This is a genomic window from Streptomyces sp. NPDC093225, from assembly GCF_044753805.1.
Taxonomy (GTDB): domain Bacteria; phylum Actinomycetota; class Actinomycetes; order Streptomycetales; family Streptomycetaceae; genus Streptomyces.
Window position 1 is genome coordinate 112,106 of record NZ_JBIVNX010000014.1, and the last position, 22,065, is coordinate 134,170.

18 protein-coding genes, 1 tRNA gene and 1 pseudogene are annotated in these 22,065 nt (G+C 75.1%); 13 read left to right on the forward strand and 7 right to left on the reverse strand.

What is annotated here, in order from left to right; genetic code table 11:
* Together ACIQCH_RS15740 and ACIQCH_RS15745 are read right to left on the reverse strand one after the other, a co-directional pair.
* Positions 1–1,681 (reverse strand): annotated as a pseudogene (locus ACIQCH_RS15740) (hypothetical protein); the annotation flags it as partial.
* Between the two features lie 200 nt (positions 1,682–1,881).
* A complete protein-coding gene (locus ACIQCH_RS15745; RefSeq protein ID WP_402581230.1) occupies positions 1,882–2,880 on the reverse strand; it encodes an Lrp/AsnC family transcriptional regulator in 999 nt (332 codons plus the stop codon).
* A 565-nt stretch (positions 2,881–3,445) separates the two neighbouring features.
* On the opposite strand from ACIQCH_RS15745, the gene ACIQCH_RS15750 reads away from it, so the two are divergent.
* Both ACIQCH_RS15750 and ACIQCH_RS15755 read left to right on the forward strand, forming a co-directional pair.
* Entirely contained in the window at positions 3,446–4,888 is a 1,443-nt protein-coding gene (locus ACIQCH_RS15750) for an MFS transporter (RefSeq protein ID WP_402581231.1), read from the forward strand.
* 5 nt (positions 4,889–4,893) lie between these two features.
* Positions 4,894–6,138 (forward strand): M20 family metallopeptidase, encoded by a 1,245-nt coding sequence (locus tag ACIQCH_RS15755; protein WP_402581285.1) that lies wholly within the window; start codon positions 4,894–4,896, stop codon positions 6,136–6,138.
* Between the two features lie 117 nt (positions 6,139–6,255).
* Here ACIQCH_RS15755 and ACIQCH_RS15760 read toward each other — a convergent pair whose 3' ends face one another.
* Entirely contained in the window at positions 6,256–6,909 is a 654-nt protein-coding gene (locus tag ACIQCH_RS15760) for a TOPRIM nucleotidyl transferase/hydrolase domain-containing protein (RefSeq protein ID WP_402581232.1), read from the reverse strand.
* 129 nt (positions 6,910–7,038) lie between these two features.
* On the opposite strand from ACIQCH_RS15760, the gene ACIQCH_RS15765 reads away from it, so the two are divergent.
* Both ACIQCH_RS15765 and ACIQCH_RS15770 read left to right on the forward strand, forming a co-directional pair.
* Positions 7,039–8,106 (forward strand): RNA ligase (ATP), encoded by a 1,068-nt coding sequence (locus ACIQCH_RS15765; RefSeq protein ID WP_402581233.1) that lies wholly within the window; start codon positions 7,039–7,041, stop codon positions 8,104–8,106.
* Between the two features lie 101 nt (positions 8,107–8,207).
* A complete protein-coding gene (locus ACIQCH_RS15770) occupies positions 8,208–9,068 on the forward strand; it encodes a class I SAM-dependent methyltransferase (protein WP_402581234.1) in 861 nt (286 codons plus the stop codon).
* Positions 9,069–9,157: 89 nt separating this feature from the next.
* Here ACIQCH_RS15770 and ACIQCH_RS15775 read toward each other — a convergent pair whose 3' ends face one another.
* The gene (locus ACIQCH_RS15775) at positions 9,158–9,826 is read right to left on the reverse strand and encodes a hypothetical protein (RefSeq protein ID WP_402581235.1); all 669 of its coding nucleotides are present in this window, start codon (positions 9,824–9,826) and stop codon (positions 9,158–9,160) included.
* A gap of 289 nt (positions 9,827–10,115) precedes the next feature.
* Here ACIQCH_RS15775 and ACIQCH_RS15780 point away from each other — a divergent pair, with 289 nt between their 5' ends.
* Positions 10,116–10,673 (forward strand): DUF3291 domain-containing protein, encoded by a 558-nt coding sequence (locus tag ACIQCH_RS15780; protein WP_402581236.1) that lies wholly within the window; start codon positions 10,116–10,118, stop codon positions 10,671–10,673.
* Here ACIQCH_RS15780 and ACIQCH_RS15785 read toward each other — a convergent pair whose 3' ends face one another.
* The gene (locus ACIQCH_RS15785) at positions 10,674–11,177 is read right to left on the reverse strand and encodes a metallophosphoesterase family protein (RefSeq protein WP_402581237.1); all 504 of its coding nucleotides are present in this window, start codon (positions 11,175–11,177) and stop codon (positions 10,674–10,676) included.
* A 135-nt stretch (positions 11,178–11,312) separates the two neighbouring features.
* Here ACIQCH_RS15785 and ACIQCH_RS15790 point away from each other — a divergent pair.
* The 6 genes from ACIQCH_RS15790 to ACIQCH_RS15815 all read left to right on the forward strand — a co-directional run bounded on the left by ACIQCH_RS15790 (position 11,313) and on the right by ACIQCH_RS15815 (position 18,320).
* A tRNA-Arg gene (locus ACIQCH_RS15790) sits at positions 11,313–11,385 on the forward strand.
* Between the two features lie 59 nt (positions 11,386–11,444).
* Complete coding sequence (locus ACIQCH_RS15795) at positions 11,445–12,587, forward strand: gala protein (RefSeq protein WP_402581238.1); 1,143 nt, start codon at positions 11,445–11,447, stop codon at positions 12,585–12,587.
* Positions 12,584–14,377 carry an ankyrin repeat domain-containing protein gene (locus ACIQCH_RS15800; protein ID WP_402581239.1) on the forward strand — a complete coding sequence of 598 codons (1,794 nt, stop codon included), beginning with the start codon at positions 12,584–12,586 and terminating at the stop codon, positions 14,375–14,377. The genes ACIQCH_RS15795 and ACIQCH_RS15800 overlap by 4 nt, the downstream gene beginning before the upstream one ends.
* Before the next feature lie 5 nt (positions 14,378–14,382).
* A complete protein-coding gene (locus tag ACIQCH_RS15805) occupies positions 14,383–15,594 on the forward strand; it encodes an AAA family ATPase (protein WP_402581286.1) in 1,212 nt (403 codons plus the stop codon).
* A 6-nt stretch (positions 15,595–15,600) separates the two neighbouring features.
* Positions 15,601–16,920 (forward strand): VWA-like domain-containing protein, encoded by a 1,320-nt coding sequence (locus tag ACIQCH_RS15810; protein WP_402581240.1) that lies wholly within the window; start codon positions 15,601–15,603, stop codon positions 16,918–16,920.
* A 230-nt stretch (positions 16,921–17,150) separates the two neighbouring features.
* A complete protein-coding gene (locus ACIQCH_RS15815; protein ID WP_402581241.1) occupies positions 17,151–18,320 on the forward strand; it encodes a PP2C family protein-serine/threonine phosphatase in 1,170 nt (389 codons plus the stop codon).
* A gap of 40 nt (positions 18,321–18,360) precedes the next feature.
* On the opposite strand, the gene ACIQCH_RS15820 is transcribed toward ACIQCH_RS15815, so the two are convergent.
* A complete protein-coding gene (locus ACIQCH_RS15820; protein WP_402581242.1) occupies positions 18,361–18,834 on the reverse strand; it encodes a hypothetical protein in 474 nt (157 codons plus the stop codon).
* Between the two features lie 142 nt (positions 18,835–18,976).
* Here ACIQCH_RS15820 and ACIQCH_RS15825 point away from each other — a divergent pair, with 142 nt between their 5' ends.
* Complete coding sequence (locus tag ACIQCH_RS15825; protein ID WP_402581243.1) at positions 18,977–20,680, forward strand: WG repeat-containing protein; 1,704 nt, start codon at positions 18,977–18,979, stop codon at positions 20,678–20,680.
* A 139-nt stretch (positions 20,681–20,819) separates the two neighbouring features.
* On the opposite strand, the gene ACIQCH_RS15830 is transcribed toward ACIQCH_RS15825, so the two are convergent.
* Positions 20,820–21,452 (reverse strand): hypothetical protein, encoded by a 633-nt coding sequence (locus ACIQCH_RS15830; protein WP_402581244.1) that lies wholly within the window; start codon positions 21,450–21,452, stop codon positions 20,820–20,822.
* Between the two features lie 116 nt (positions 21,453–21,568).
* On the opposite strand from ACIQCH_RS15830, the gene ACIQCH_RS15835 reads away from it, so the two are divergent.
* Positions 21,569–21,931, forward strand: a complete 363-nt coding sequence (locus tag ACIQCH_RS15835; protein WP_402581245.1) for a DUF952 domain-containing protein — start codon at positions 21,569–21,571, stop codon at positions 21,929–21,931.
* Positions 21,932–22,065 lie beyond the last annotated feature (134 nt).

Consider the following 22,065-nt stretch of genomic DNA (forward strand, 5'->3'; position numbering starts at 1 on the left):
CGTACGTACCGCCGCGGTCCGCGGCAAGGCGGGCGAGTGCTTCAGCACCGTCCACGTCCCCAGCCTCCTGCCGCACCTCGGCAAGGCGAGCAAGGGCGTACACGTCGTTGCGGTCCGCAGCGAGGCGTGCGAGGGCCTCAGTACCCTCTTCGCCCTCAGACTCCGTCCGCGTCCAGGTCTGGTGGTTCAGTGGATTCGTGTTGTCGTGGTCGGTGGCCCGACAGCGAAGGTGATGGGCCCACTGCAGGCGATGACGCTGTTCGGCCGCACGACTGAGGTTGTCCAGGTCGTCGGGGCGAGTGAGGTGGGCATGGGCGGAATGCCAGAAGGTGGCCGGTGGGCACATGTGGCGGCGGCTTGTCCGGCCGTGTTGTTCGAGGTAGTCGGCAAGCCGAAACACAGGCCCGGTTCCCGTCGTCGCCGGTGCATGGCTGGGTGGGTGAGCGGCGGACGGTCGTAGTTGCGGCCGGGGCACGGTTCGGCGCAGTGGGGCCATCATTCCGTGGACTGGTGCCGCGAGTTCGGTGTAGGCCCGCTCCACCCAGCCGTCGGCGAGCTGGTCGTAGTCGCTCTGGATGAGGTAGTCAGGGGCAGCGCCGGTGAGGAAGGGCTGCGGGAGGTGAAGGCCGACTCCCAGGCGACGAGCGTCCATCGCCGCTTCCAACAGTGCCCGGGCAGCCGGGGTCGCACGGTGATACCGGTCGAGGAGTTCAGGGGCCCCGGCGAGGTCCTGCGTGACACGTCCGTGGCCACTGGCCCGTTCCAGGGCATCGGCCAACAGCCCGTCACCGTCCTTGGCGAGGGCCGCGGCCTCGGCCAGGGCGGAAGGATCGAAGGCGTCCGGAACAGTCAGGCTGTGACCTTTGAGCAGCTCCCGGGCCCGGCTGTGCGGATCCTCCACGCCCGCCGCCAGGGCGGCGTACTGCAGCGCGTATTCAGGCCAGATGGTGCCCAGGACAAGGACCGGTGCCCGGCCGGGATCGACGAGCAGATGGTGAATGGCCGCCGCGATCCGCTCTCCGGTCGTGCGGTTGCCCAGGTAGTGCTGAGCCTCGTTCAACCACACCACCGTGTGCGGGCCCACCTGGTGCAGGTCCGCCATCGCGGCCTCGGCGCGGGTCGGGTCGAAGGGATGCCACAGCCGCCAGGCTTGATCGGCGAGGGGTTGAACGGCCTCCCAGCACGCCCGGGTCTTCCCCGTCGACGAACCGCCCACCAAGATCACCATTCTGCTCCGCCCAGCCGCTGCGTCACGTACGGCTTCTTCCAGCACCCGGTCGTGATCGCGCCGCACGTAACCGGGCAGCTTCTTCATCCCGCCCTGCGGGCCGGAGACGGGAGCGCCGAGGCTGGGCCCGGCCGGATGGACTTCCAGATCGTGCGGGTCCCACTCCCCGATCGGCCGCCCAGGCGACTTCGTGGGGAACTCGCTGCCGATGGCCTTCCGCCGCAACTCGAGCAACGGCCCGGCCGGTAGCTTCAACGCGCGCGCCAAAGCAGCCACCGTGTGGGCTGAGGGCACCTCCGCGTTGACATTGAACGCCTGGGACACCGTCGTGCGCCCCAACGCCACGACCCGGGCGAGTTCGGTGACGTTCAGCGGGCTCCCCGCCAACCCGTCCTTCAACGCGGTGCACAGATCAGTGTGTGCCCGACGCGGGTGACCCTGATCGTCGCGCAAGCCTTCCCCCAAGGCGGCTCCGGAGCGTCTGTCGGGTTCATCTTCCTTGCAGCGAACCACGTCGAACACCCATATCGAGAACTTCGATCACATCAGCGCCGCAGCCTCCCAATGAAGTTCCTTGATACCTCCGCTGCCGCATTGCGGCCGAACTCCCACACCGCCGGGAGTCTGCGGTCAGAACGGAGCGTCGGACGGGTTCAGGGGAGGCGGGTGCCGGGGCGGGGCTCCGGGATGTTCGCACGCTTGTACGTGCGCATGAGGACGGCCGTCTCGGTCGTGGCGACCCCGTCGAGGCGGGCGAAGACCCGGGTGGTGAAGGCGTGCAGGTCGCGGGTGTCGCGGTGGCTGGAGTAGCCCATCACGTTGGTGGTGCCCGTGGTGAGGAAGAGGTGGCGGACCGCCGGTTCGCGGGCGAGGAGGCGGGTCGCGGTCTCCAGTCGGCTGGGCGCGACGGCGAGCCGGAAGCGGGCCTCGACCGGGTAGCCGAGGAAGGAGGGGTCGGCGTGCAGCCGTAGGTGCAGCACGTGCGAGGCCATCAGGCGGGCGAGTCGGCGGCGCGCCGTGGTCTCCCCCACCTGCAGGGCCTGCGCCAGCCGGGCGGTGGACATGCGGGCGTCGGTGCCGAGGAATCCGACGAGGCGGCGGTCCAGCGCGTCCACGGCGGGCGGTGCGGGCAGCGGCAGGCCCTCGACGACCCGGCGGCGCACGTCGGTGGGCCGGTCGTCGTACGGGGCCCAGTCGCTCGCCGTCAGCAGGAGCTGGAGCACGACCTGGGAGCGGACGTCGACGACCCCGTCGAGGCGGCCGATGGTGGAGTCGATCAGGGTGAGCAGGGCGTCGTGGTCCGGGGCGTGGATCTCGGCGTAGATCTCCAGGTCGCCGGTCGCGACCTCGACCGAGCGGGCGTCGGTCCGGCGGGCGAGGGCGAGGGCCGTCTCGTGCACCCGGCCCGGTGCGCAGCGCACGGCGATCTCGGCGGTGACGCCCTCCCCGAGGTATTCGGGGGTCAGGGCGGCGGTGAAGCGGACGTGCCCGGTGGCGGTCATCCGCTCCAGGCGGCGGGCCACGGTCCGCTCGTGGACGCCGGCGGTGGCGGCGACCTCGGCGAAGGGCGCGCGCGGGTTGCGGTGCAGGGCGCGCAGGACGGTGTGGTCGGTCGCGTCCAGCGGGAGGGGGGCGACGGTGTCAGGGGGCACGGGGCGCTCCTTCGCGGTGGGCCGGCGCGGCGGCGGACGGGGGGTCCGGTGTGGAGCGGCGGCGGACGGCTGGTGCGGTTCGGCGCTGCGGCGGACGGGGGTCCGTGCAGCGCGGCGACCGCGGGCTGGTGCGGTTCGGCGCTGCGGCCGACGGGGGGTTCCGGTGTACCGCGTCGGCGTCCCGCTGGTGCGGTTCGGCGCGGTAGGGAGCCAGGGGTGCCGCCTGGCTCGACGTGGGGGTGGGCGGTGCCACCCAACCCCGCCGGGTGCGGGCGGGGAGCGCGGAACGGCCGACCGTACGGCAGCGGATTCCGCGGCGGCCGTGGCCGCCCGGTTCCGCACCTGACGACCGCTCCGGCGCCGGAATCCGCCGACGAGGGCGCCTCTTGTGTCCCCTTCACCCGATTATCGCGCCGACCCTTGTCGTCGTCCGCCGCTGACGGCGACATTGTGGTGCGGATGCGGCCGGGTCCTCGACGACACGGGCCGGCACGCGGCCTCCGCCGCCCCTCCACCCCCTCCCCTGCCCGGCCCCCGAGGCCTGCTCCCCGAACAGGTGATACGTATGACGCAGACTGCTGCGCGGCATGCCGCGAGACCTCTGGCGCGCCCCACGCCGGCGGCCGCCGTGATCGCGTCCGTGGCCCTCGTCGAACTGTCCAGCGGCATCACCCAGGGGTTCCTCTCCCCCCTCCTGCGCAGCCTGACGGACGCCCTGCGGGTGTCGGCGGCCGACCTGAACTGGATCAGCATCGCGAACCTGCTGGCCAGCGTCGCGTTCACGCCGGTCCTCTCGCGCATGGGCGACCTGCACGGCCACCGTCGGGTGCTGCGCTGGAACCTGGCGATCGTGCTGCTGGGGTCGGTGCTGGTCGGGGTCTCCCGCGACTTCACCACGCTCCTGGCGGGGCAGATCCTCCAGGGTGCGTTCGCCGGCTTCTTCCCCCTGCTGGTCGGGATCCTGCGCAACCGGTCCGGCGGTGACGCCGAGAGCCGTCGCGGCATCAGCCTGATGGTCGCGGCGCTGGTGGGCGGCCTCGCCCTGGGCCTGGTCGCCAGCGGTGCGGTGGCGGCCTCCGTGGACAGCCCGACCGCCGCCCTGTGGGTGCCGGCCGCGGCCACCGCGATCGCGTTCGCGGTCAGCTGGCCGCTGCTGCCCGAGTCCGACCACCGCCCCGGCGGCCGGATCGACTGGGCCGGCGGCGTGCTGCTCTGCCTCGGGCTCCTCGCGGTCATGCTGGGCCTGGGCCTGGGCGGCACGCCGGGCTGGGAGTGGACCTCCGTCCGCACCCCGGGCTGCCTGCTGGGCGGCGCAGCCGTGACGGCGGCCTGGGTGCTGGTGGAGCTGCGCACCGCGGAGCCGATGATCGACGTGCGCATGTTCCGCCGCCGCAACGTCCTAGTGGTCTCGCTGGTGACGCTCACCTTCACCTTCTGCATGCTGGGCCTGCAGGTGGCGAACCCGGTCTTCCTCGGCACCGACGCCGCGGAGACCGGCTACGGGCTCGGACTTGACCCGTTCGCCATCGCCCTGGCCATGCTGCCCAACCTGCTGGCGCTCGCGGTCGGCGCGCTCGCCGCCCCGGCCGTGGCCCGGGCCCTGTCCGACCGCTCGACGCTGGTCTGCGGTTCACTGCTGATGGCCGCCGGCTACGTCCTGTCCTCGACCTGGCACACCGACCTGCCGCTCTTCCTGGTGGGGACGGCCGTGGCGGGCCTGGGCACCGGTTTCATGCAGCACTCCACCCGCACGCTCGCGGTCGAGTCCGTCCCGCGCGACCGCACCTCCGTCGGCTCCGGGATCAACGAGCTCCTGATCAACGTCGGGGGCTCCCTCGGCGCCGCGGCCGTGCTCACCGTGTTCGCCGGGCGCACCCCCGCCGGGCGGTCGCTGCCCGTGCTCGGCGCCTACACCACCTCCTGGACGGTGTGCGCGGCCGTGTCCGTCGCGGGTGCCGGCATCGCCCTGCTCCACCGCACCGCCCGGACCGACGAGGAGACCGCGTGACCGCCATGACCTCCACGCCCTCCGTGCCCACCCTGCGCGAGCGGACCCGGGCCGTCCTGGCGTCCCGCCGGGACGAGGTCGTGGCCCTGAGCCACGCCCTGCACGCCGACCCCGAGCTCGCCTACGAGGAGCACCGGTCGGCCCGCCGGACCGCCGACCTCGTGGAGGCCGCAGGTTTCGAGACCGAGCGCGGCGCGTACGGTCTGCCCACCGCCTTCCGGGCCACCGCCGGCAGCGGGGACCTGGTCGTCGCCCTGTGCGCCGAGTACGACGCGCTGCCCGGCATCGGCCACGCCTGCGGCCACAACGTCAACGCCGCCGCCTCGGTGGCCGCGGCCCTCGCCCTGGCACCGTTCGCCGACGAACTCGGCCTCACCGTCAAGCTGTTGGGCACACCGGCCGAGGAATCCGGCGGCGGCAAGGTCGACATGCTGCGCGCGGGTGCCTTCGACGACGTCGCGGCCGCGATGATGGTGCACGCCGCACCACAGGACTCCGTCGGCATGAGCTCGCAGGCCATCAGCAGCTGGCGGGTCGAGTACACCGGCACCGCCGCGCACGCCGCCGCGATGCCCGAGCGCGGGGTCAACGCGGCCGACGCCATGATGATCGCCCAGGTGGCCGTCGCGGCGTACCGGCAGCAGATGCCTCCCGACACCGTGGTCTCGGGCGTCGTCACCCACGGCGGCGACGCCGCCAACGTCATCCCGGCCCGCGCCACCGCCGCGTACGACTGCCGGGCCGGCACCGCGGCGGACCTGCGCGCCCTGCAGGCCCGGATCCGGGCCTGCTTCGAGGCGGGCGCCCTGGCCACCGGCGCCGGACTCGCCCTGGAGACGGTCGGCAACGACTACGCCGACCTGCGCCAGGACTTCGACATCGGCCGCCGCTACCTGGCCGCCGCCCGCGACCTCGGGCGTACCGTGCAGGACCTCGACCCGAGCCTGCGGGGCGGCTCGACGGACATGGGCAACGTCTCGCACCTGGTGCCCACCATCCACCCGATGATCGGTTACGACTGCGGCGGCACGATCATGCACAACCCGGACTTCACCCGGTACGGGACCACGCCGCAGGCCGACCTCGCGGTGCTCGACGGCGGCCTCGCCATGGCCTGGACCGCCCTCGACCTCGCCACCGGCGACCGGCACCGCGCGGGCCTGCTGCGCCGGTTGGCCGACCGCGGGGCCGCATCGGCCGTGGCGGCGGAGCAGGAGGCCGGGCCCGGGACGCTCCCCACCGGCGGCTGACGCCACCGACCCGCTCGGCGGCCGCCGTCACCGGTGCCGCCGTACTCCCCGACTCCGGTCGGCCCGCGCTCCTCATCGCGGGCCGACCGGACCCCTTCCGCATCCCGTGACCGCGGCTCAGCGTTCGCCGAGCAGGTCGTCCAACAGGTCGTCGAGGGGCGCGGGCACGCGGTCGAGGTCGAGGGCATCGACGAGGACGCGGCCGTAGCGGATCTTGCGGCCGGACGTCGTACCGAGGAAGCGCCGCAACTGGCGCTGCACGGTACGGCCCTGCTGTGCGGGCTGGCGCAGGAAGGTCTGCAGGGGGCGCGACTCCCCCTCGGCCTCGACGACCTCCCGCACGCGCAGCACCCCCAGCGCGCGGACGAGCTCGTCCTCGAGGTCCGCGTCGCAGACGTGGATGCGGGGGCGCGGCTCGCCGGCCCGCTCGGAGGTCTGCGCGAGAACCCGTTCGAAGGCCCGGGCGTAGTAGGGGCGTTCCGCCGCGTCGCACAGTCCCGTCAGCCGCAGACCGAGGCCGGCCGGCCCGAGGAGGCCGGCGAAGCGGCCCACGCTCATGGCCCCGCCCATCGGCAGGACGCAGACCCCCTCCGCCGACAGGTCCCGGCCGCGCCGGGCGGCCAACGCGTCGACGGCCGCGGCATCGCTGCGTCCTTCGAGCAGGACCGCCGCCCCGACGTGCCCGCGCGCGGCCAGCTCGCGGGCGGGTTCACCCGGGCCGCCGGCCGCCCATGCGGTGACCGCTTCCCGGAACGCGTCCATGTCAGCCATGACGAAGGAGTCTTCGCGCTGCGCGGCCGCCGTGCCAGGGATTTTTCCCGCCGGCCACGCGTCGACAAGTCCCCCTAGCAGAGCGGAATTCGCTCGCCCAGCGGAATACCCGCTGGTCAGAGTGGGGGCATGTCGACCTTCAAAGTCACCGCAGAAGTCCTGACCATCCACGAGCATCCCAACGCCGACGCCCTCGAACTCGCCCAGGTCGGCCTCTATCGGGCGGTCGTGGCCAAGGGCCGCTACCGCACCGGGGACATCGCCCTCTACATCCCCGAGCAGGCCGTCCTGCCGGACGCACTGGTCGAGGAGCTGGGCCTCACCGGCCGGCTGGCCGGCGGCGCCGCGAACCGGGTCAAGGCCGTGCGGCTGCGCGGGGAGCTCTCCCAGGGACTGGTGTGCGTACCGGCCGCCGTCGCGGACACCGACCTGGAGCGGGCCGCCGCGGCCGGGGACGACTTCGCCGGGCTGCTGGGCATCACCAAGTGGGTGCCACCGGTGCCCACCACCATGAACGGCGACGTGGAGTCCGCCCCGGACCTGCTGCCCTGGGTCGACGTCGAGAGCCTCCAGCGGTACCCGCACATCTTCGAGCCCGGCGAGCCGGTGGTCCTCACCGAGAAACTGCACGGCACGGCCTGCCTGCTCACCTACGTCGCCGAGGACGCCAGGGTGCTGGTCTCCTCCAAGGGGTTCGGCTCGCGCGGCCTGGCCCTCAAGGAGGCGGAGGCGAACGTCTACTGGCGGGCCGTCCGCGGCCACCGCGTCGCGGAGACGGCCGCCCGGCTCGCCGAGCGGCTCGGGGCCGCCCGCGTCGGGATCTTCGGCGAGGTGTTCGGCGCCGGCGTCCAGGACCTGGCGTACGGCGCCGACGCCCGCACCACGGGTCCCGGGTACGCCGTCTTCGACGTGTCCGCCGAGATCGACGGCCAGATCCACTGGCTGGACGCGGCCGAGCTGCTCGACGGCGAACTGCCGCTCGTACCGCGCCTCTACGAGGGGCCGTACGACCAGGCCGCCGTGCTGGAGGCGGCCACCGGACGCGAGACGGTCTCCGGCGGGGAGCTCCACCTGCGCGAGGGGGTCGTGGTCCGCCCGGCCACCGAGCGCTACAGCCCGGTCACCGGCGGCCGCGCCATCGCCAAGGCGGTCAGCCCGGCCTACCTCACGCGCAAGGGCGGCACCGAGTACGAGTGACGACCGCGGCGGGCTCCGGTGCCCGGCCGCGGGGCGCGGTCCGGTCCCCGCGGCTAGGCTCGAAAAAGGGACCGAACGGGCTTGCGCGGAGGAACGGTGCCATGAACGAGTCAGTCGCAGCCGACCAGGGCGGTCAGACCGGCCACGCGGACCAGGCGGACCAGGCCCTCAAGGCGAAGCACCGGGCGATGTGGGCCCTGGGTGACTATCCGGCGGTCGTCACGGAGGTCGTCGCGGAGCTCGGTCCCGAGCTCGTGCGGGGGTGCGGCGTCCAGGACGGGGACCGGGTGCTGGACGTCGCCGCGGGCTCGGGGAACGCAGCCATTCCCGCCGCCCTGCTCGGCGCCGACGTCGTGGCCTCCGACCTCACGCCGGAGCTGCTGGACGTCGGCCGCGGCCTCGCCGCCGCTCGCGGGGCGCGGCTGGACTGGCGGGTGGCGGACGCCGAGGCGCTGCCCTTCGCGGACGGCGAGTTCGACCGGGTGATGTCGTGCGTCGGCGTCATGTTCGCCCCGCACCACCAGCCGGCGGCCGACGAACTGGTCCGGGTCTGCCGGCCGGGCGGCACGATCGGGCTGATCAACTGGACGCCCGAGGGGTTCATCGGGCAGATGTTCGCCACCATGCGCCCGTTCGCGCCCCCGCCGCCGCCCGGCGCCCAGCCGCCGCCGATGTGGGGGGACGAGGGGCACGTCCGCGCGCTGTTCGGCGACCGGGTCACCGGGGTGGAGGCCCGCAGACGGGCCCTGCGCGTCGACCGGTTCGAGGGGCCGGCGGACTTCCGGGAGTTCTTCAAGGCGACGTACGGGCCCACCATCGCGACGTACCGGTTCGTGTCGGAGGACGCCGATCGGGTCGCCGCCCTGGACTCGGCCCTCGACGAGCTCGCCGGCCGCTACCTCGACGACGGCACCATGGAGTGGGAGTACCTGCTGTTCACGGCCGAGCGGGCCGGCGGGTAGCGCCCCCGGGCGGCCGGCTGCCGGTGGCGGTCGGCAGTCGGCGTTCGGCGGTCCGCGCAATCGGCCGCCTGCAGCCGGCGATCGGCAGGTCACCCGCCCCGCGGCCCCTGGTGGCGCAGCCACGCCGTCAGGGCCGCCTGGAGGTCCGCCACTTCGCGATGGGTGAGGTCCGCGCCGACGGGGCCGACGTGCAGGCGCACGCTCCCGGTCGTGACCGTCCACCCGGCGCCGCGCCGCGGGCGGGAGGCCAGCGTCCGGCCTTCCGACAGGGCGCGCAGGGCGTCCCGGACCGCCGGGGACGCGCCGGCGGCGCCGGGCGCGGCGGGGGCCCTGCGGCGCGGGGTGAGTCCGATCGCCGTGTAGAACGCGGCGAGGGCGTCCTCGAGCGACCCGGGGCCGGCGGGTGCCACGCCGGTGAAGTCGTCGATCAGCTCGGGGTGGGCGCGGGGCGCGCGGTCGCCGAAGGGACGTGCGTGGAGCGGGTGTTCGTCCACGTCCAGGCGCACGCAGGCGGGCGGGATGAGCTCGCGGGAGTAGCCGCGGTCGACCAGGTCGGCGTAGAGCTTGCGCAGCGTGGCGGCCTGCCGTGGCACCGGGTGCGGATCGGGGGCCGTCGGGGCGTGCGGCCGTGCGGGGCGCGGCGCCATGCCGAGCAGCCCGGTGCTGTGGTGCAGGACCCCGGCCTGGGTGAGCACCACCGTCGCCTGCCGGCCCTTCGCGTCCCAGCCGAGCCGGAACCCCACCACCGTGGTGCCCATCTGGCCCGCTCCTCCCCCGGCCGCCACTGGAGTCGACCGATTCCGCCACGGTAGCCGTACCCCCGCGCTCCGGGGGTGGATATGCCTGGAATCAGCCCGTTGACACGCCCCCGTGTGCTAGGCCTGCACCGGGGGCGGCGACGGCCGCCGCAAGAGGGCATCTGACCAGGGAAAACGCAACTTCGACAGGGCCCGCGAAGGCGGCTACCTTCACCTGGTCTCGGGCGATCACCCACGGTCGCACCGGAGTTACCGGGCCCACACCGGGCCCCCGACCAGGGAGACACGCATGCCCCGTCTTGCGCTGTACACGTTCGGCGTCCTGAAGTCACCTCTCGCCGATCCCGGACCCCTCACGCGCGAGTTCTACGCCAGCGGCGCGGCCGTCTACCCGGAGATCAGCCGGCAACCCGGGTACCTCGCCCATGCCGACTCGGCAGACGTCGACCGGGGCGCGCTCTTCGCTGCGGACTGGGGTGCGTGGGGCGAGTTCGCCGTACCCGCCTGGTACGACAAGGGCCGTACGGCGGAGACCACCGCCCTGGCCGCGACCCTCTCGCTCTGGACCGACCTGCGCCCCGCGTTCGACGCCGTCTACACCGGTATGCACCGTGCGGCGCTGAACAGGCGCTACGACTGGTTCGAGAGGACGGGACACCCGAACTACGTGTTCTGGTGGGTCCACGACAGCGTGGTACCCACCTGGCGGGACGGAGTCTCCAAGCTGGAACACCTCCGCGACCACGGCTCCGCGCCGCACGCCTTCACCTTCCACCACGCGTTCGCCCCGGACGGAACTCCGGTCGGCGTCAAGGGCGTCGGGGCGAAGAGCGACCAGGTGCGCTGATCAGCCGGGGCGCGGGATCCGGTGCAGCCGTACGTCGAGCAGGATCCCGTCCGCCACCCGGGCCGTCATGTACGTGCAGTGCGGCTCGCGCCGGCGGTCGGTCGGCGAACCCGGGTTGAGGAGCCGCAGCCGGTCGTCGGCGACGGTGTCCCACGGGACGTGGCTGTGGCCGAAGACCAGCACGTCGAGGTCCGGGAACCGCTCGGCGCAGCGCCGTTCGCGCCCCTGGGCCGGCCCGGTCTCGTGCACGACGCCGAAGCGCAGCCCGCCGAGGTCCGCGTACGCCACTTCGGGCAACCGGGCGCGCAGGTCCGGCCCGTCGTTGTTGCCGTACACCGCGACGAGCCGGCGCGCCCGCGCCTCCAACAGGTCGAGCGTGGCCGCGTCCACCCAGTCCCCCGCGTGGACGACCACGTCCACCCGCGGTACGCGGTCGAGCAGCTCGCCCGGCAGCGCCCCGGCCCGCGCGGGCACGTGCGTGTCCGACATCAGCAACAGTTCCACGGGCCCACGGTAGCCCCGTGCCCTGGCGCCCCCGCGGCCCGACGGGCCGTCACACGGGGCACTCACAGTCGGTGGCTCAAAATGTTCAAACTGGTGATCGAGTCCGGCTGGAAGTGCCGCTATGATCTCCGCAGCAAGGCCGTAGCGCAGAGGTCGTCGCGCCCAAGCATCGAGCTGGAGGACGTCGGTTCGAATCCGACCGGTCTTGCGTCTTCTTTCCTGTCGCGTCGACGCCGGGCACCGGCGATGGAAACCGGTGGAGTGGTGATGACACGGCCGATACCCGTACGGTGCCCCGCGATCGAGCACCCCGACCTGCCGCTCGCCGACCCTGCCGGGCTCGACCCGCTGCTCGCCCGGCTGGCGTCCGGGCAGGCCCTCGCCGGCGACGAGACGTTCACCATCGGCACGCTGCGCGCGGACGGCCGCGTCGACCTGTGCAAGCAGGGGCTCGGACCGGCCGGCGCCGCGCGCGTGGCGGAGGCGGCCGCCCGGTCGCCGCACGCCCGGCACCTGCTGCTCGGCACCAACGCGATCGGCGACGAGGGGGCGCGCACGCTCGCCACCGCCCTGGCCGCCGGCGACCACGGCATCGGCACCCTCTACCTGGGCTGCAACCGCATCGGTGCCGAAGGCGTCACCGCCCTCGCGGACGCCCTCGCCGACGACACCTCCGTCAAGGCCCTGTGGCTCAAGCGCAATCCGGTCCTCGCGGACGGCGCCCGCACCCTGGCCGCGCTGCTGCGCCGCAACCGCACGCTGCGCACGCTCGACCTGGTCAACACCGGCATCGGCGGCGAGGGCGTACGCGTCCTCCTCGACGCCCTGCGCACCCGCGGGACGCCGCTGGAGCGGCTGTTCCTGGGCGGCAACGGCCTGACCGCGCAGGACGCGCCGCTGCTCGCCGCGCTCATCCGCGAGGCCGGCGTCCGCGAGCTGTACCTGCCCGCCAACCACCTCGGCGACGAGGGCGCCGCGGTGCTCGCGGCCGCCGCGGCGGCCGAGCCCGCGCACCCGGTCCGGCTCGGTCTGGGCGGCAACGGCATCGGCCCGGCGGGTGCGCTGGCCCTCGCCGACGCGCTCGGCGGCATCGAGACCCTCGACCTCGGGCGACCGCTGTCCGAGCGCAGTCTCGGCGCCCCCGCCAACGCCACCGGCGACGAAGGGGCGTACGCGCTGGCCGCCGCCCTGCCCGGCACGCCGCTGCGCCGCCTGGAACTGCGCCACACCGGACTCACCGGGCGCGGCGCGAAGCACCTGCTCGGCGCCGTCCCCGACGGCTCCGCGCTGGAGTACGTGGGCCTCGGCCCGGGTCTGCCCCGCAAGGTCAAGCGGTCCTTCACCGCGCGCCTGCGGCCCGCCCGGCCCGCCCATCCCGACCTCGCCGCCATCACGAGCGTGTACCGATGAGCGCCCGCACCCGGCCGCCGGAGGTCGTCCGGCTGCCCGGCGGGTACCTGGCCGACGACGGCGCGTCCTGGCGGCGCGCCCGCCGCTACGCGGTTCCCCGCTGGATGATCGAGCGGGCCACCGGACTCCGGCTGGCCGGCGACTGGCGGGCCGCCTGCGCCGTGGCCGCCGTGGACGTCACGTTCGCGCCGTCCGACCTCGCCGACCGGTACGGGCCCGCGGTCGCGGAGGCCGTCGAGGACGACCTGCGCCATCTGGCCCCGGACCTGGTGCGCTGGCACCTGCCCCGCACGCTGGGCGGCCGCTCCACCCTCCTGCCCGGGGTGCGCGTCCTGTTCGCCCGCTACGGGTCCGGTGCCACGGCGCCGGTGCTGTCCGCCACCACCGGCGCGATGGTCGACGGGCCGCAGCGGCTGCGGCTGCACTGCGCTCCCGTGCCGGCACGGGAGGACGAGGACCTCTACACCTTCACCGACGGCTTCCGGGTCGAGAACTGGATCGCCGCCCGCCCGCTGTGGGACGGCCGGCGCACCGCCGAGCTGCGCGACCGCCTCACCGGTGGTGCCGGACGGCTGCCGTTCTTCGCCCCGGACGGCACCCAGCTGTCCGGACCCGACCTGCCCGACGCCGACCCCGGCACCGACGACCCGGCCGCGCGTGCGGAGTGGGTCGCCCTGCTGCACGCCCGCGAGGACGTCGCCGAGGCCTACGCGGCCGCCGGCCTCGAGCGGGACCTGACCGTGCCGGAGTCCCCCCGCCGCTACCGTCAGGCCCCCGGCCCGGAGGCCGTGACCGCGAGTACGCTGGTCGACCTCACCCGCCTCGAGGCGGAGGTCCGCCTCCTGCAGGCGGCCGGCGAGGGCGACCGCTTCCGGGTCGTGGTGCGCGGGACCGGCAACATCGTCGCGGAGCCGACCGGCTCCCGCGGCCTGCGGGTGTCCACCCTGCACTGGCAGGAGGCGCGCCAGCTGCCGCGGCTGCCGGAGTTCGCCTGGAGCCGGCCCGTCGACCTCGACCTGGTCCGGTCCGGTCGGATCGCCCCGCAGGAGCTGCACCCGCTGGTCGCCGCCGCCCTGTTCCCCGCTGCCGGCCCCGCCGTCGGCCCGCCCGGGCCGACCCTGCCGGCGCCGGTCCGGGTGCGCTGCCGCGGCGAGTGGCACGAGGTGTGCTCCCGGGGCGGCGAACTGGACCTGCTGCAGCACGGTGCGGCGGAGCAGCAGCGGGAGCGGGCCATGCGGGCCTTCGGCGGCGCCGTCTCCGGCTGCTTCGCCGTCCAGCACCACTGGACCTCGGGCGAGGGCCGGCTGCCGCGCGCCCTCAAGGAGGAGCGGCGCGAGCTGTTCCTGCGCGCCCAGCACGGCGACACCCCGGGCGTCACGGCGCTGTTGGACGCCGGTACGGACCCGCGGGTCCGCGACCGCCGCGGGTACACGCTGCTGCACGTGCTGAACCTGCTGGAGCACGACGAGCTCCTGCCGCGGCTGCTGGCGGCCGGCCTGGACCCGGACGTCACCACCGGGCCCGGCGGCCTGACTCCGCTTCAGGTCGCCGTCCGGTTCGGCGGGTCCGTCGCGCTCGTGAACGCCCTCCTCGCGGCCGGCAGCCGCATCGACGTCATCGACGAGGCCGACCTCTCGCTGGCCCAGCTGGTACGCCGCTACCGGCGCACCGACCTGTCCTTCCTGCGCACCCGCGTCGAGGAGGAGTTCCCGGGCATCGGGGCCGACTGGTACGACGAGTGGATGGACGAGCGCGAGGACGACGAGGGGTACGAGGAGGACGACGAGTGAGCCCCCTGTCCCCGTTCGACCCCCCGCCCTCGTCCCCGCCGCCGCCCGCCCTGGCGGCCGCCGACGCGCTCGGTGCCCGGCTGCGCGCCACCCGCACCGAGCCCGGCGTCAACGCCCAGCTCCAGGCCCTGGCCCTGGCCGTGACGGCCAATCAGCCGGTGCTGCTGTGGGGCGAGCCGGGCATCGGCAAGTCCGCCGGCATGCAGCAGCTCGCCGACGCGCTCGGCGTGGAGCTGGAGACCGTCATCGCCAGCGTCCACGAACCCTCCGACTTCGCCGGCCTCCCGATCGTGGGCGACGACCCCGCCACCACCGGCGTGCCGATGGCACCGCCGGACTGGGCCGTGCGGCTCTCCCGGACCGGCCACGGCCTGCTCTTCTTCGACGAGCTGTCCTCCGCCCCGCCGGCCGTGCAGGCGGCCCTGCTGCGCGTGGTCCTCGAACGCCGCGTGGGCAGCCTCGTACTGCCCGAGTCCGTGCGGATCGTCGCCGCGGCCAACCCGCCGTCCAGCGCGGCGGACGGCTGGCACCTGAGTCCGCCGCTGGCCAACCGGTTCGTGCACCTCGACTGGACGCACGACCCGCGCACCGTCGCCCGCGGCATGGCCGGCACCTGGCCCGAGGTGGCCATCCCCGGCGTCGACCCCGCCCGCGTCCCCGGCGCCGTCGCCCGCGCCAGGGGCGTGGTCTCCGGGTTCCTCACCGCCCGCCCCGGCCTCGTGCACCACATGCCGGCCGAGGCCGAGGGCCGCGGTCGCGCCTGGCCCTCACCGCGCACCTGGGAGATGGCGCTGCGACTGCTGGCCACCGGGTACGCGTCCGGCGCCGACCGGGAGGCCCTGGCGGCCGCCCTCACCGGCGCGGTCGGCGAGGCCGCGGGCATCGAGCTGCTGTCGTACCTGGAGCACCTCGACCTGCCCGACCCGGACCGGGTACTGGCCGACCCGGACGCCTTCGCGCTGCCCGAACGCGGCGACCGGCAGCTGGCGTTCCTCATCGCCGTGGTCGCGGCCGTGCAGAGCGAGCTCACCCGCCCGCGGTGGGAGGCGGGCTGGTCCGTCCTGGCCAAGGCCGTGGACGCGGGCGTGCCCGACGTGGCCGCCCGGGCCGCCGCCGACCTCGCGGCGATGCGGGACCTGGACTGGCCGGTGCCGCCGGGCATCGACGCCTTCGTCGAACTGCTCCAGCTCTCCGGCGCGCTGCCCGGCGGCGGCTGACCCGGCATGGCGCAGCGGACGGACACCGGCGTACCCGAGGGGCCCGACGGACCCGGCGCCGCGCCCGCGCCCGGGCCGGCCGGGGCTGCACCCGCACCCGCGTCGGCCGGGGCTGCGCAGGCGCCCGCACCGGCCGGTGCGGCGTCCCGGCTGGACCGCGCCAAGCTCCTCGCCGCCCGCTACCGGGCCGCCGAAGCGCGGCCGTACCTGGCCTCCGCCCTGTACGCGCTGACCGTGGTCCCCTCCGACCGGCTGTCCACCATGGCCGTCGACCGGCACTGGCGGTGCTACGTCTCCCCCGCCTTCGTGGCCGCGACGCCGGTGGTCGAACTCGCCGGGGTCTGGATCCACGAGGTCTCCCACCTGTTGCGCGACCACCACGGGCGGGCGGAGCGGCTGCCGGCCGCCGACCAGCGCGACCGGGTGCGCGTCAACATCGCGCAGGACTGCGAGATCAACGACGACCTCCTGGCCGACGGGCTGGCCCTGCCCGAGGGCCGGATGGAGCCGAAGCTGTACGGCCTGCCGACCGGGGGCCTGTTCGAGACGTACCTGGCGGCGATCCCGGCGACCCCGCCGCACGCCTGGGACTGCGGGTCGGGGGCGCACGGCGTACCCGGCCCGTGGGAGGTCGGCTCCGAGGGCGGTCCCGCACGGCTCGGCCCGGTCGAGGCGGAGGCGCTGCGCCGGCAGACCGCGCAGGCCATGCGGGCCCACCAGCGCACCCGGGGAACCCTGCCGGCGGGGTGGCAGCGCTGGGCGCAGGAGGTCCTGGAACCCACCGTCGACTGGCGCACGGCGCTGGCCGGGGCGGTCCGGGAGGCCACGGCCTGGGCGGCCGGCGCGGTCGACTACACCTACCGCCGCCCGTCGCGGCGCACCCCCGCCCTCGGCGGCCGGGTCGTCCTGCCCAGCCTGCGCCGGCCCCTGCCGCGGGTGGCGATCGTCATCGACACCTCCGGCTCGATGGGCGAGGAGGAACTGGGCGCCGCCCTGGGCGAGGTGACCGGCGTCCTGCGGGAGGTGGGCCTGCACGGCAACCGCGTCGCCGTCCTGGCCTGCGACGCGGACGTGCACGCGGTGGCCCGCGTGACCAGCACCGACCAGGTGGAGCTCGCGGGCGGCGGGGGCACCGACATGCGCGTCGGCATCCGCGCCGCCCGCGCCCTGCCGGACCGGCCGGACGTCGTCGTCGTCCTGACGGACGGGTACACGCCCTGGCCGGACGAGATGCCGTCCTGCCGCCTGATCGCCGCCCTGATCGGCCCGGACGCCCCCCAGCCGCCCTCGTGGGTGGAGACGGTCCGCGTCACGCGCGAGGGCTGAGCCCCGCGCGCCACCGCCGGAGCGCCGGCGAACCCGGTTCCGTCCGGACCCGCCCGGGCCGCCCGGACCCGCGCCGAGTCGGTACGACCGGTCGCCGGCGGCACGTACCGGGCGACGCCGCCGCGCCGATGGACCGGTCGCCGCCGTGTCGCGGGGGCCCGCCAGCCGTCCCGCCGGTTAGGGTCGCGTCCGGAACGTCCGGCCCGCCGGGCCGCGGACCTGGAGGCCCGGTGACAGCGAACGACGCCGTGCTGGCCGACGTGCTCGAGGAGTCCCACACGGCACCGGCCCGCGACATCCCGCGCCTGATCGACCGTGCTGCCCGGCGCATGGGACTCACCCGCACCAGGCTCTACGTGAGCGACGTCCAGCAGGTCGCGCTCCTCGCGCTGCCCCAGCCGGACACCACCACGCAGGACGCGGAGCTGCCGGTCGACGGCTCGCTGGGCGGGCTGGCCTACCGGACTCAGGAGGTCCGGCAGTCGCGCGACGGCACCACGGCATGGGTGCCGATGGTCGACGGGATCGAACGCGTCGGCGTCATGAGGGTCACCGCCCCGTCCTTCACGCCCGCCGCGCTCGAGGCGTGCCGGTCCCTGGCCGGGCTGGCGACGCTGCTGGTGGTGTCGAAGTCCACGCACAGCGACCTCCTGATCGCACGGGAGCGCACCCGGCGCATGAGCGTCCAGGCCGAGCTGCTCTGGGCGTTCCTGCCGCCGCGCACCATCGGGACCGGCCGCATCACCTCCAGTGCCGTGCTCGAACCGGCCTACGACATCGGCGGGGACGCCTTCGACCACAGCTTCACGAACGGGATCCTGCACCTGACGTTGGTGGACGCCATGGGCCACGACCTCGCGTCCGGGCAGGCCAGCGCGCTGGCGCTGGCCGCGTGCCGGTCCACCCGGCGGTCGGGAGGCTCGCTCACCGACATCGCCACGGCCATCGACCGGACGCTGGAGCAGTGGATGCCGCAGCGGCTGATGACGGCGGTCCTCGCGCACCTGGACTCCACCAGCGGGGACTTCACGTGGACCAACTGCGGGCACCCGCCGCCGCTGCTCATCCGCGACGGCCGCATCGTGCCGCACGCGCTGGAGCGGCGTCCCGAACTCCCGCTGGGGTTCGCCTTCCACACCGGCAGCCCGCCCCCGCTCCACCACGCCCGGCTCCAGCCCGGGGACCGCGTGCTGCTCCACAGCGACGGGGTCACGGAGGCCCGCTCCACCGCGGGCGAACTGTTCGGCGAGCAGCGGCTGGTGGACACCGTGGTCCGCTCGACCGCCTCCGGTGACAACGCGCCCGAGGCGCTGCGCCGCCTCATCGTGGACCTGCTCCACCACCAGGACCACCGCCTCCACGACGACGCGACCATCCTCCTCTCGGAATGGCACCCGTGACGGTCCCGCCCGGGCGCCGGCGGCCGCCTCGGGCGGGCTCTCACGGCGTGCGGCGCGGCGGTGCCGGGCGGGGCACGGGCTGGTAGGGCAGGACGGCGGCCGAGGGGTCGTCGGCCGGGGTGACGGCGCCGGGTCCCCGGTAGAAGGTCGTCTCGAAGTCCACGTCCTGGTCGAGGAGAAGGGCCGTCTCGGCGACGCCGGACATGGGTGACCGGTCGGGGGCGACGCGGTAGCCGGTCTCGATGAGCTCGTCGTCCGGTCGGCTGTCGTGGACGACGGCGAAGCCGTCCACGTCCGGTGCCCACGCGCCGTGGACCCGCCAGGTGTAGCGGAGGACGAGCAGGCGGGCGTCCGTGCAGTGCCAGCGGAAACGGCCGATGTCCAGCGCCTTGCTGATGCTCTCGTACCGGCTCCAACCGCGGCCGTCGGGGAGGAAGTAGAGGTCGGTCGTCTCCATCGCGCCCATGGAGGCGCTGCGCCAGGAACCGGGCAACCGCCCGTCGAGGTGGATCATCCGACGATCATGCCGCAGATCCGTCCGGGCCGGGCGGCCCGGGTCCGCCGGCGGGTGCCCGGGCCGGCTGTCGGAGGGGCCCTCTAGGCTGATGCCCCCGGCCCGCACCGCACTCCGCGGGCCCCGGACAGGAGCCGTCGCCATGCACCTCGAACCCCACGCGCCCCATGCCGTTCCCGTCGACGGCGCCGCGCCGTTCGGCCGGCGGTTCGCGCTCGTCGACCGGGTGGGCCGCCTCGTGCGCGCGCCGGAGTTGGGCGCGGTCGGCCCGTTCCACCCGGACGGCGAGGGCGGGTTCGTGGCCCCGGCGGCCGATCCGGACGGTGCGTGGGGGTACGTGGACGGGGCGGGCCGGTGGGTCGTCGAGCCGGCGTTCGAGCACACCACGGAGTTCGACGGCGCCGGGCTCTCCCGCTTCCGGTCCCACGGGCTGTGGGGGTACGTCGACACCACCGGGACCCGTGTGGTCCCGGCCCGGTTCACCGGCGCCGGGTCGTTCCACCACGGACTGGCCGTGGTCCGGACGGAGGCCGGCGCCGGGTACGCCGACCCGGCGGGCGACGTGGTGATCGGCGGCGGTTACCGGGACGCGGGCCGGTTCGGGCCGAACGGGCTGGGTGCCGTACGGGTGCCGGACGGGCGCTGCGGATACGTCGACCGGGACGGCCGGTTCGCCGTGCCGCCCCGGTTCGACGGGGCGCGCCCCTTCAACACCGGGGGCACGGCGCCGGTACGGGTCGGTGAGTCGTGGGGTCTGGTCGACGGGGCGGGCGCGTGGGTCGTCGAGCCGTGCTTCCGGCTGCTGAACGCCTTCGACGAGAACGGGCTCGCGTACGCCGTCGGCGGCGAACCCGGCGAGACGTTCGTCGCGTTCGTGGACGCCCGCGGCGAGCGAGTCCTCACCCGCGACGGCGAGATGGACGACGCGCTGCACTGCGGCCTGGTCAAGGTCGGCGACGGCTTCGCCCGCGGCTTCCGGGACGCCACCGGGGCGTGGGCGATCGCGGCCGACTACGCGTGGGCCGACCGCTTCGACGGGGGCGGTGCGGCCGTGGCCCGGGCGGCGGACCGGGCCGAGTGGGGCGTGCTGCGCACGGACGGCACGTTCGTCCCCAGCCCGCACCTCGAACCCCGCACCGACGACGACGGCTGGGTCCTCGGGTTCGACGGCGGGCACGGTACGGCCCCGTTCCTCACGGTCGACGGGGAGTCGGCGTACGTCGGCCGCGACGGCAAGGACGTGTGCCGGGTGGCGGTGGACGCTGCCGACGGCAGCGCGGTCGTCCTGCGGGACGCGGCGGGCGGGACCGTCTGGCGCGGCACGGCCGGGCCCGGCACCTTCGCGTCCGAACCGCCCTTCCTGTCCGGCCGGCATGAGGCGTACGTCGACCACGTCGCGGCGTGCGAGGGCGATCCGGGGCCGGTGGTGCGGGAGTTGCTGGACCGGCCGGCCCGGCGGTTCTACCCCTGCTCGCTGATCTTCGGCCACCGGGACGACCCGTACGACCTGGACGAACTCGACGAGTACGACCTGGAGAGGACCGCGAGCGGCGCGATGCACACGCTCGCGAGCACCTGGCTGGCGGCCGAGTCGCTCGCCGAGTACCCCTTCCTGGAGGACAACGCGCAGGACGCCTTCGGCCGGATCCACGCCGACGTGGCGGAGCGGCTGCGTGCCCGCTACGGCGCCCCGCTGACGGACGTACGGCACTGCCTGCGCAGCGGCGACGGCAACCTGTCCCTGGTGTGGGCGGTGGCGGACCGGCACCTGGTCCTGGAGGAGTACTGCCAGGTGGGGGACGGCGACCGCGAGTTCCAGATCTGGCTGGCCGTCGTCGAGGCCTGAGGTTCCGGCGCGCGACGACGCCGCGGCCGCCGGGCGTGGCCAACCGGTGGGGAGCGGCGCAGCGCGAGGGGGGACCGCACGGCGCGACCGACCGGAGCCAGTCGTGCGGGGGGGACCGACCGGGCCGACCGGTCGCCCGTCAGTAGGCGCCGAAGGACCAGAAGACGCCGACCTCGTTGTCGGACACGGCGATGAGGCCCAGGTCTTCCAGAACGTCGAGGCCGTTGACGTACTCCCAGGTGTGGAAGTCGTGGACCCGGGTTCCCTTGAGCCCGGTCGCGACGAGGTCGACCGCCGGGTCGGAGGCGGCGGCGAGGGCGTTGGTCCAGTGACTCGCGTCGGGGCCGAACCTGGCCAGCAGGGTCCGGGCGTCGGCCAGGAGTGCCTCGCGGTCCGGGCGGAAGCGGACCAGGGGGCCCGACGACCACTCCTCGGCCATCACGGCCAGGGCGTTGACGGCCGCCCCGGCCTCCAGCCGGTGGAGGCGGTCGGGGAACTCCGCCGCGGCCGGCGGGCGGAACGGGTATGCGGGCAGCACCTCGCGGACGGTGTTGTCGCGGTCCCAGTCCAGTCCCGGCCAGTCGCGCGGGTCGGCGACCGTCCGGTGCATGACGGCGAGCACGTCGTGGGCCCAGTCGGCGTGCCGGCGGGGGCCCGCGGCCGCGAACACGTAGGGGTCGTCGAGCAGCCGCAGGGCCGCGGCGTGCCAGCGGGCGGCCTCCGGGTCGGGAGCGAGTGGTTCCGGCGCGTGCGGGTCGGCGGAGTGGATCATGAGGCCACCCTAGACGGCGGGACTCCGGCCGCCTCGTGGCGGGCGGCGGGCGCGTGGCCTCGACCGTGCGCCGGCGACCGGGCGGGAGGTCCGCCCGGCCCGCTACGGTGTGGGACATGATCTACCACGCGGTGCCGCTCGCCGACTGGAGCGCCGACCCTGACAGCCCGTACGCCCCCGCCTCGTTGGAGGAGGAGGGTTTCGTGCACTGCTCCCCGGACGAGCCGACCACGCTGGCCGTCGTGAACGCCTTCTACCGCGAGGCGCCCCGGCCGCTGGTGGCCCTCGTCATCGACGAGGCCCGGCTCACCAGCCGCGTCGAGGCCGAGGCGGCGGTACCCGCACCGCCGCCCGGCGTGCCCGGGGACACCTTGTTCCCGCACGTGTTCGGCCCCCTGGACCGCGCCGCCGTCGTACGCGTCCTCGAGGTCCGCTGGGACGCCGAGGGCCGCGCGACCGGCCTGGGCGAGCGCCGGTGACGGCGGATTCAACCAGCCTCACGATGCGCCGGCCAAACGGGTTTCCGCACGGAGGCGTGGCCCCGTAGGAGGTCGCACGGTTCACCGGACACCGGTCACCGGGTCGGGTGGGCGGGGACGCGGGGTCCCCGCCC

Bases quoted from the DNA above. Each gene is read 5' to 3' on its own strand.
- ACIQCH_RS15830 (WP_402581244.1), bottom strand. From the start codon at position 21,452: ATGATCCACTCCGCCGACCCGCACGCGCCGGAACCACTCGCTCCCGAC.
- ACIQCH_RS15760 (WP_402581232.1), bottom strand. From the start codon at position 6,909: ATGGCTGACATGGACGCGTTCCGGGAAGCGGTCACCGCATGGGCGGCC.
- ACIQCH_RS15820 (WP_402581242.1), bottom strand. From the start codon at position 18,834: ATGATCCACCTCGACGGGCGGTTGCCCGGTTCCTGGCGCAGCGCCTCC.
- ACIQCH_RS15775 (WP_402581235.1), bottom strand. From the start codon at position 9,826: ATGGGCACCACGGTGGTGGGGTTCCGGCTCGGCTGGGACGCGAAGGGC.
- ACIQCH_RS15750 (WP_402581231.1), top strand. From the start codon at position 3,446: ATGACGCAGACTGCTGCGCGGCATGCCGCGAGACCTCTGGCGCGCCCC.
- ACIQCH_RS15800 (WP_402581239.1), top strand. From the start codon at position 12,584: ATGAGCGCCCGCACCCGGCCGCCGGAGGTCGTCCGGCTGCCCGGCGGG.
- ACIQCH_RS15825 (WP_402581243.1), top strand. From the start codon at position 18,977: ATGCACCTCGAACCCCACGCGCCCCATGCCGTTCCCGTCGACGGCGCC.
- ACIQCH_RS15835 (WP_402581245.1), top strand. From the start codon at position 21,569: ATGATCTACCACGCGGTGCCGCTCGCCGACTGGAGCGCCGACCCTGAC.
- ACIQCH_RS15810 (WP_402581240.1), top strand. From the start codon at position 15,601: ATGGCGCAGCGGACGGACACCGGCGTACCCGAGGGGCCCGACGGACCC.
- ACIQCH_RS15780 (WP_402581236.1), top strand. From the start codon at position 10,116: ATGCCCCGTCTTGCGCTGTACACGTTCGGCGTCCTGAAGTCACCTCTC.
- ACIQCH_RS15765 (WP_402581233.1), top strand. From the start codon at position 7,039: ATGTCGACCTTCAAAGTCACCGCAGAAGTCCTGACCATCCACGAGCAT.
- ACIQCH_RS15770 (WP_402581234.1), top strand. From the start codon at position 8,208: ATGAACGAGTCAGTCGCAGCCGACCAGGGCGGTCAGACCGGCCACGCG.
- ACIQCH_RS15795 (WP_402581238.1), top strand. From the start codon at position 11,445: ATGACACGGCCGATACCCGTACGGTGCCCCGCGATCGAGCACCCCGAC.
- ACIQCH_RS15755 (WP_402581285.1), top strand. From the start codon at position 4,894: ATGACCTCCACGCCCTCCGTGCCCACCCTGCGCGAGCGGACCCGGGCC.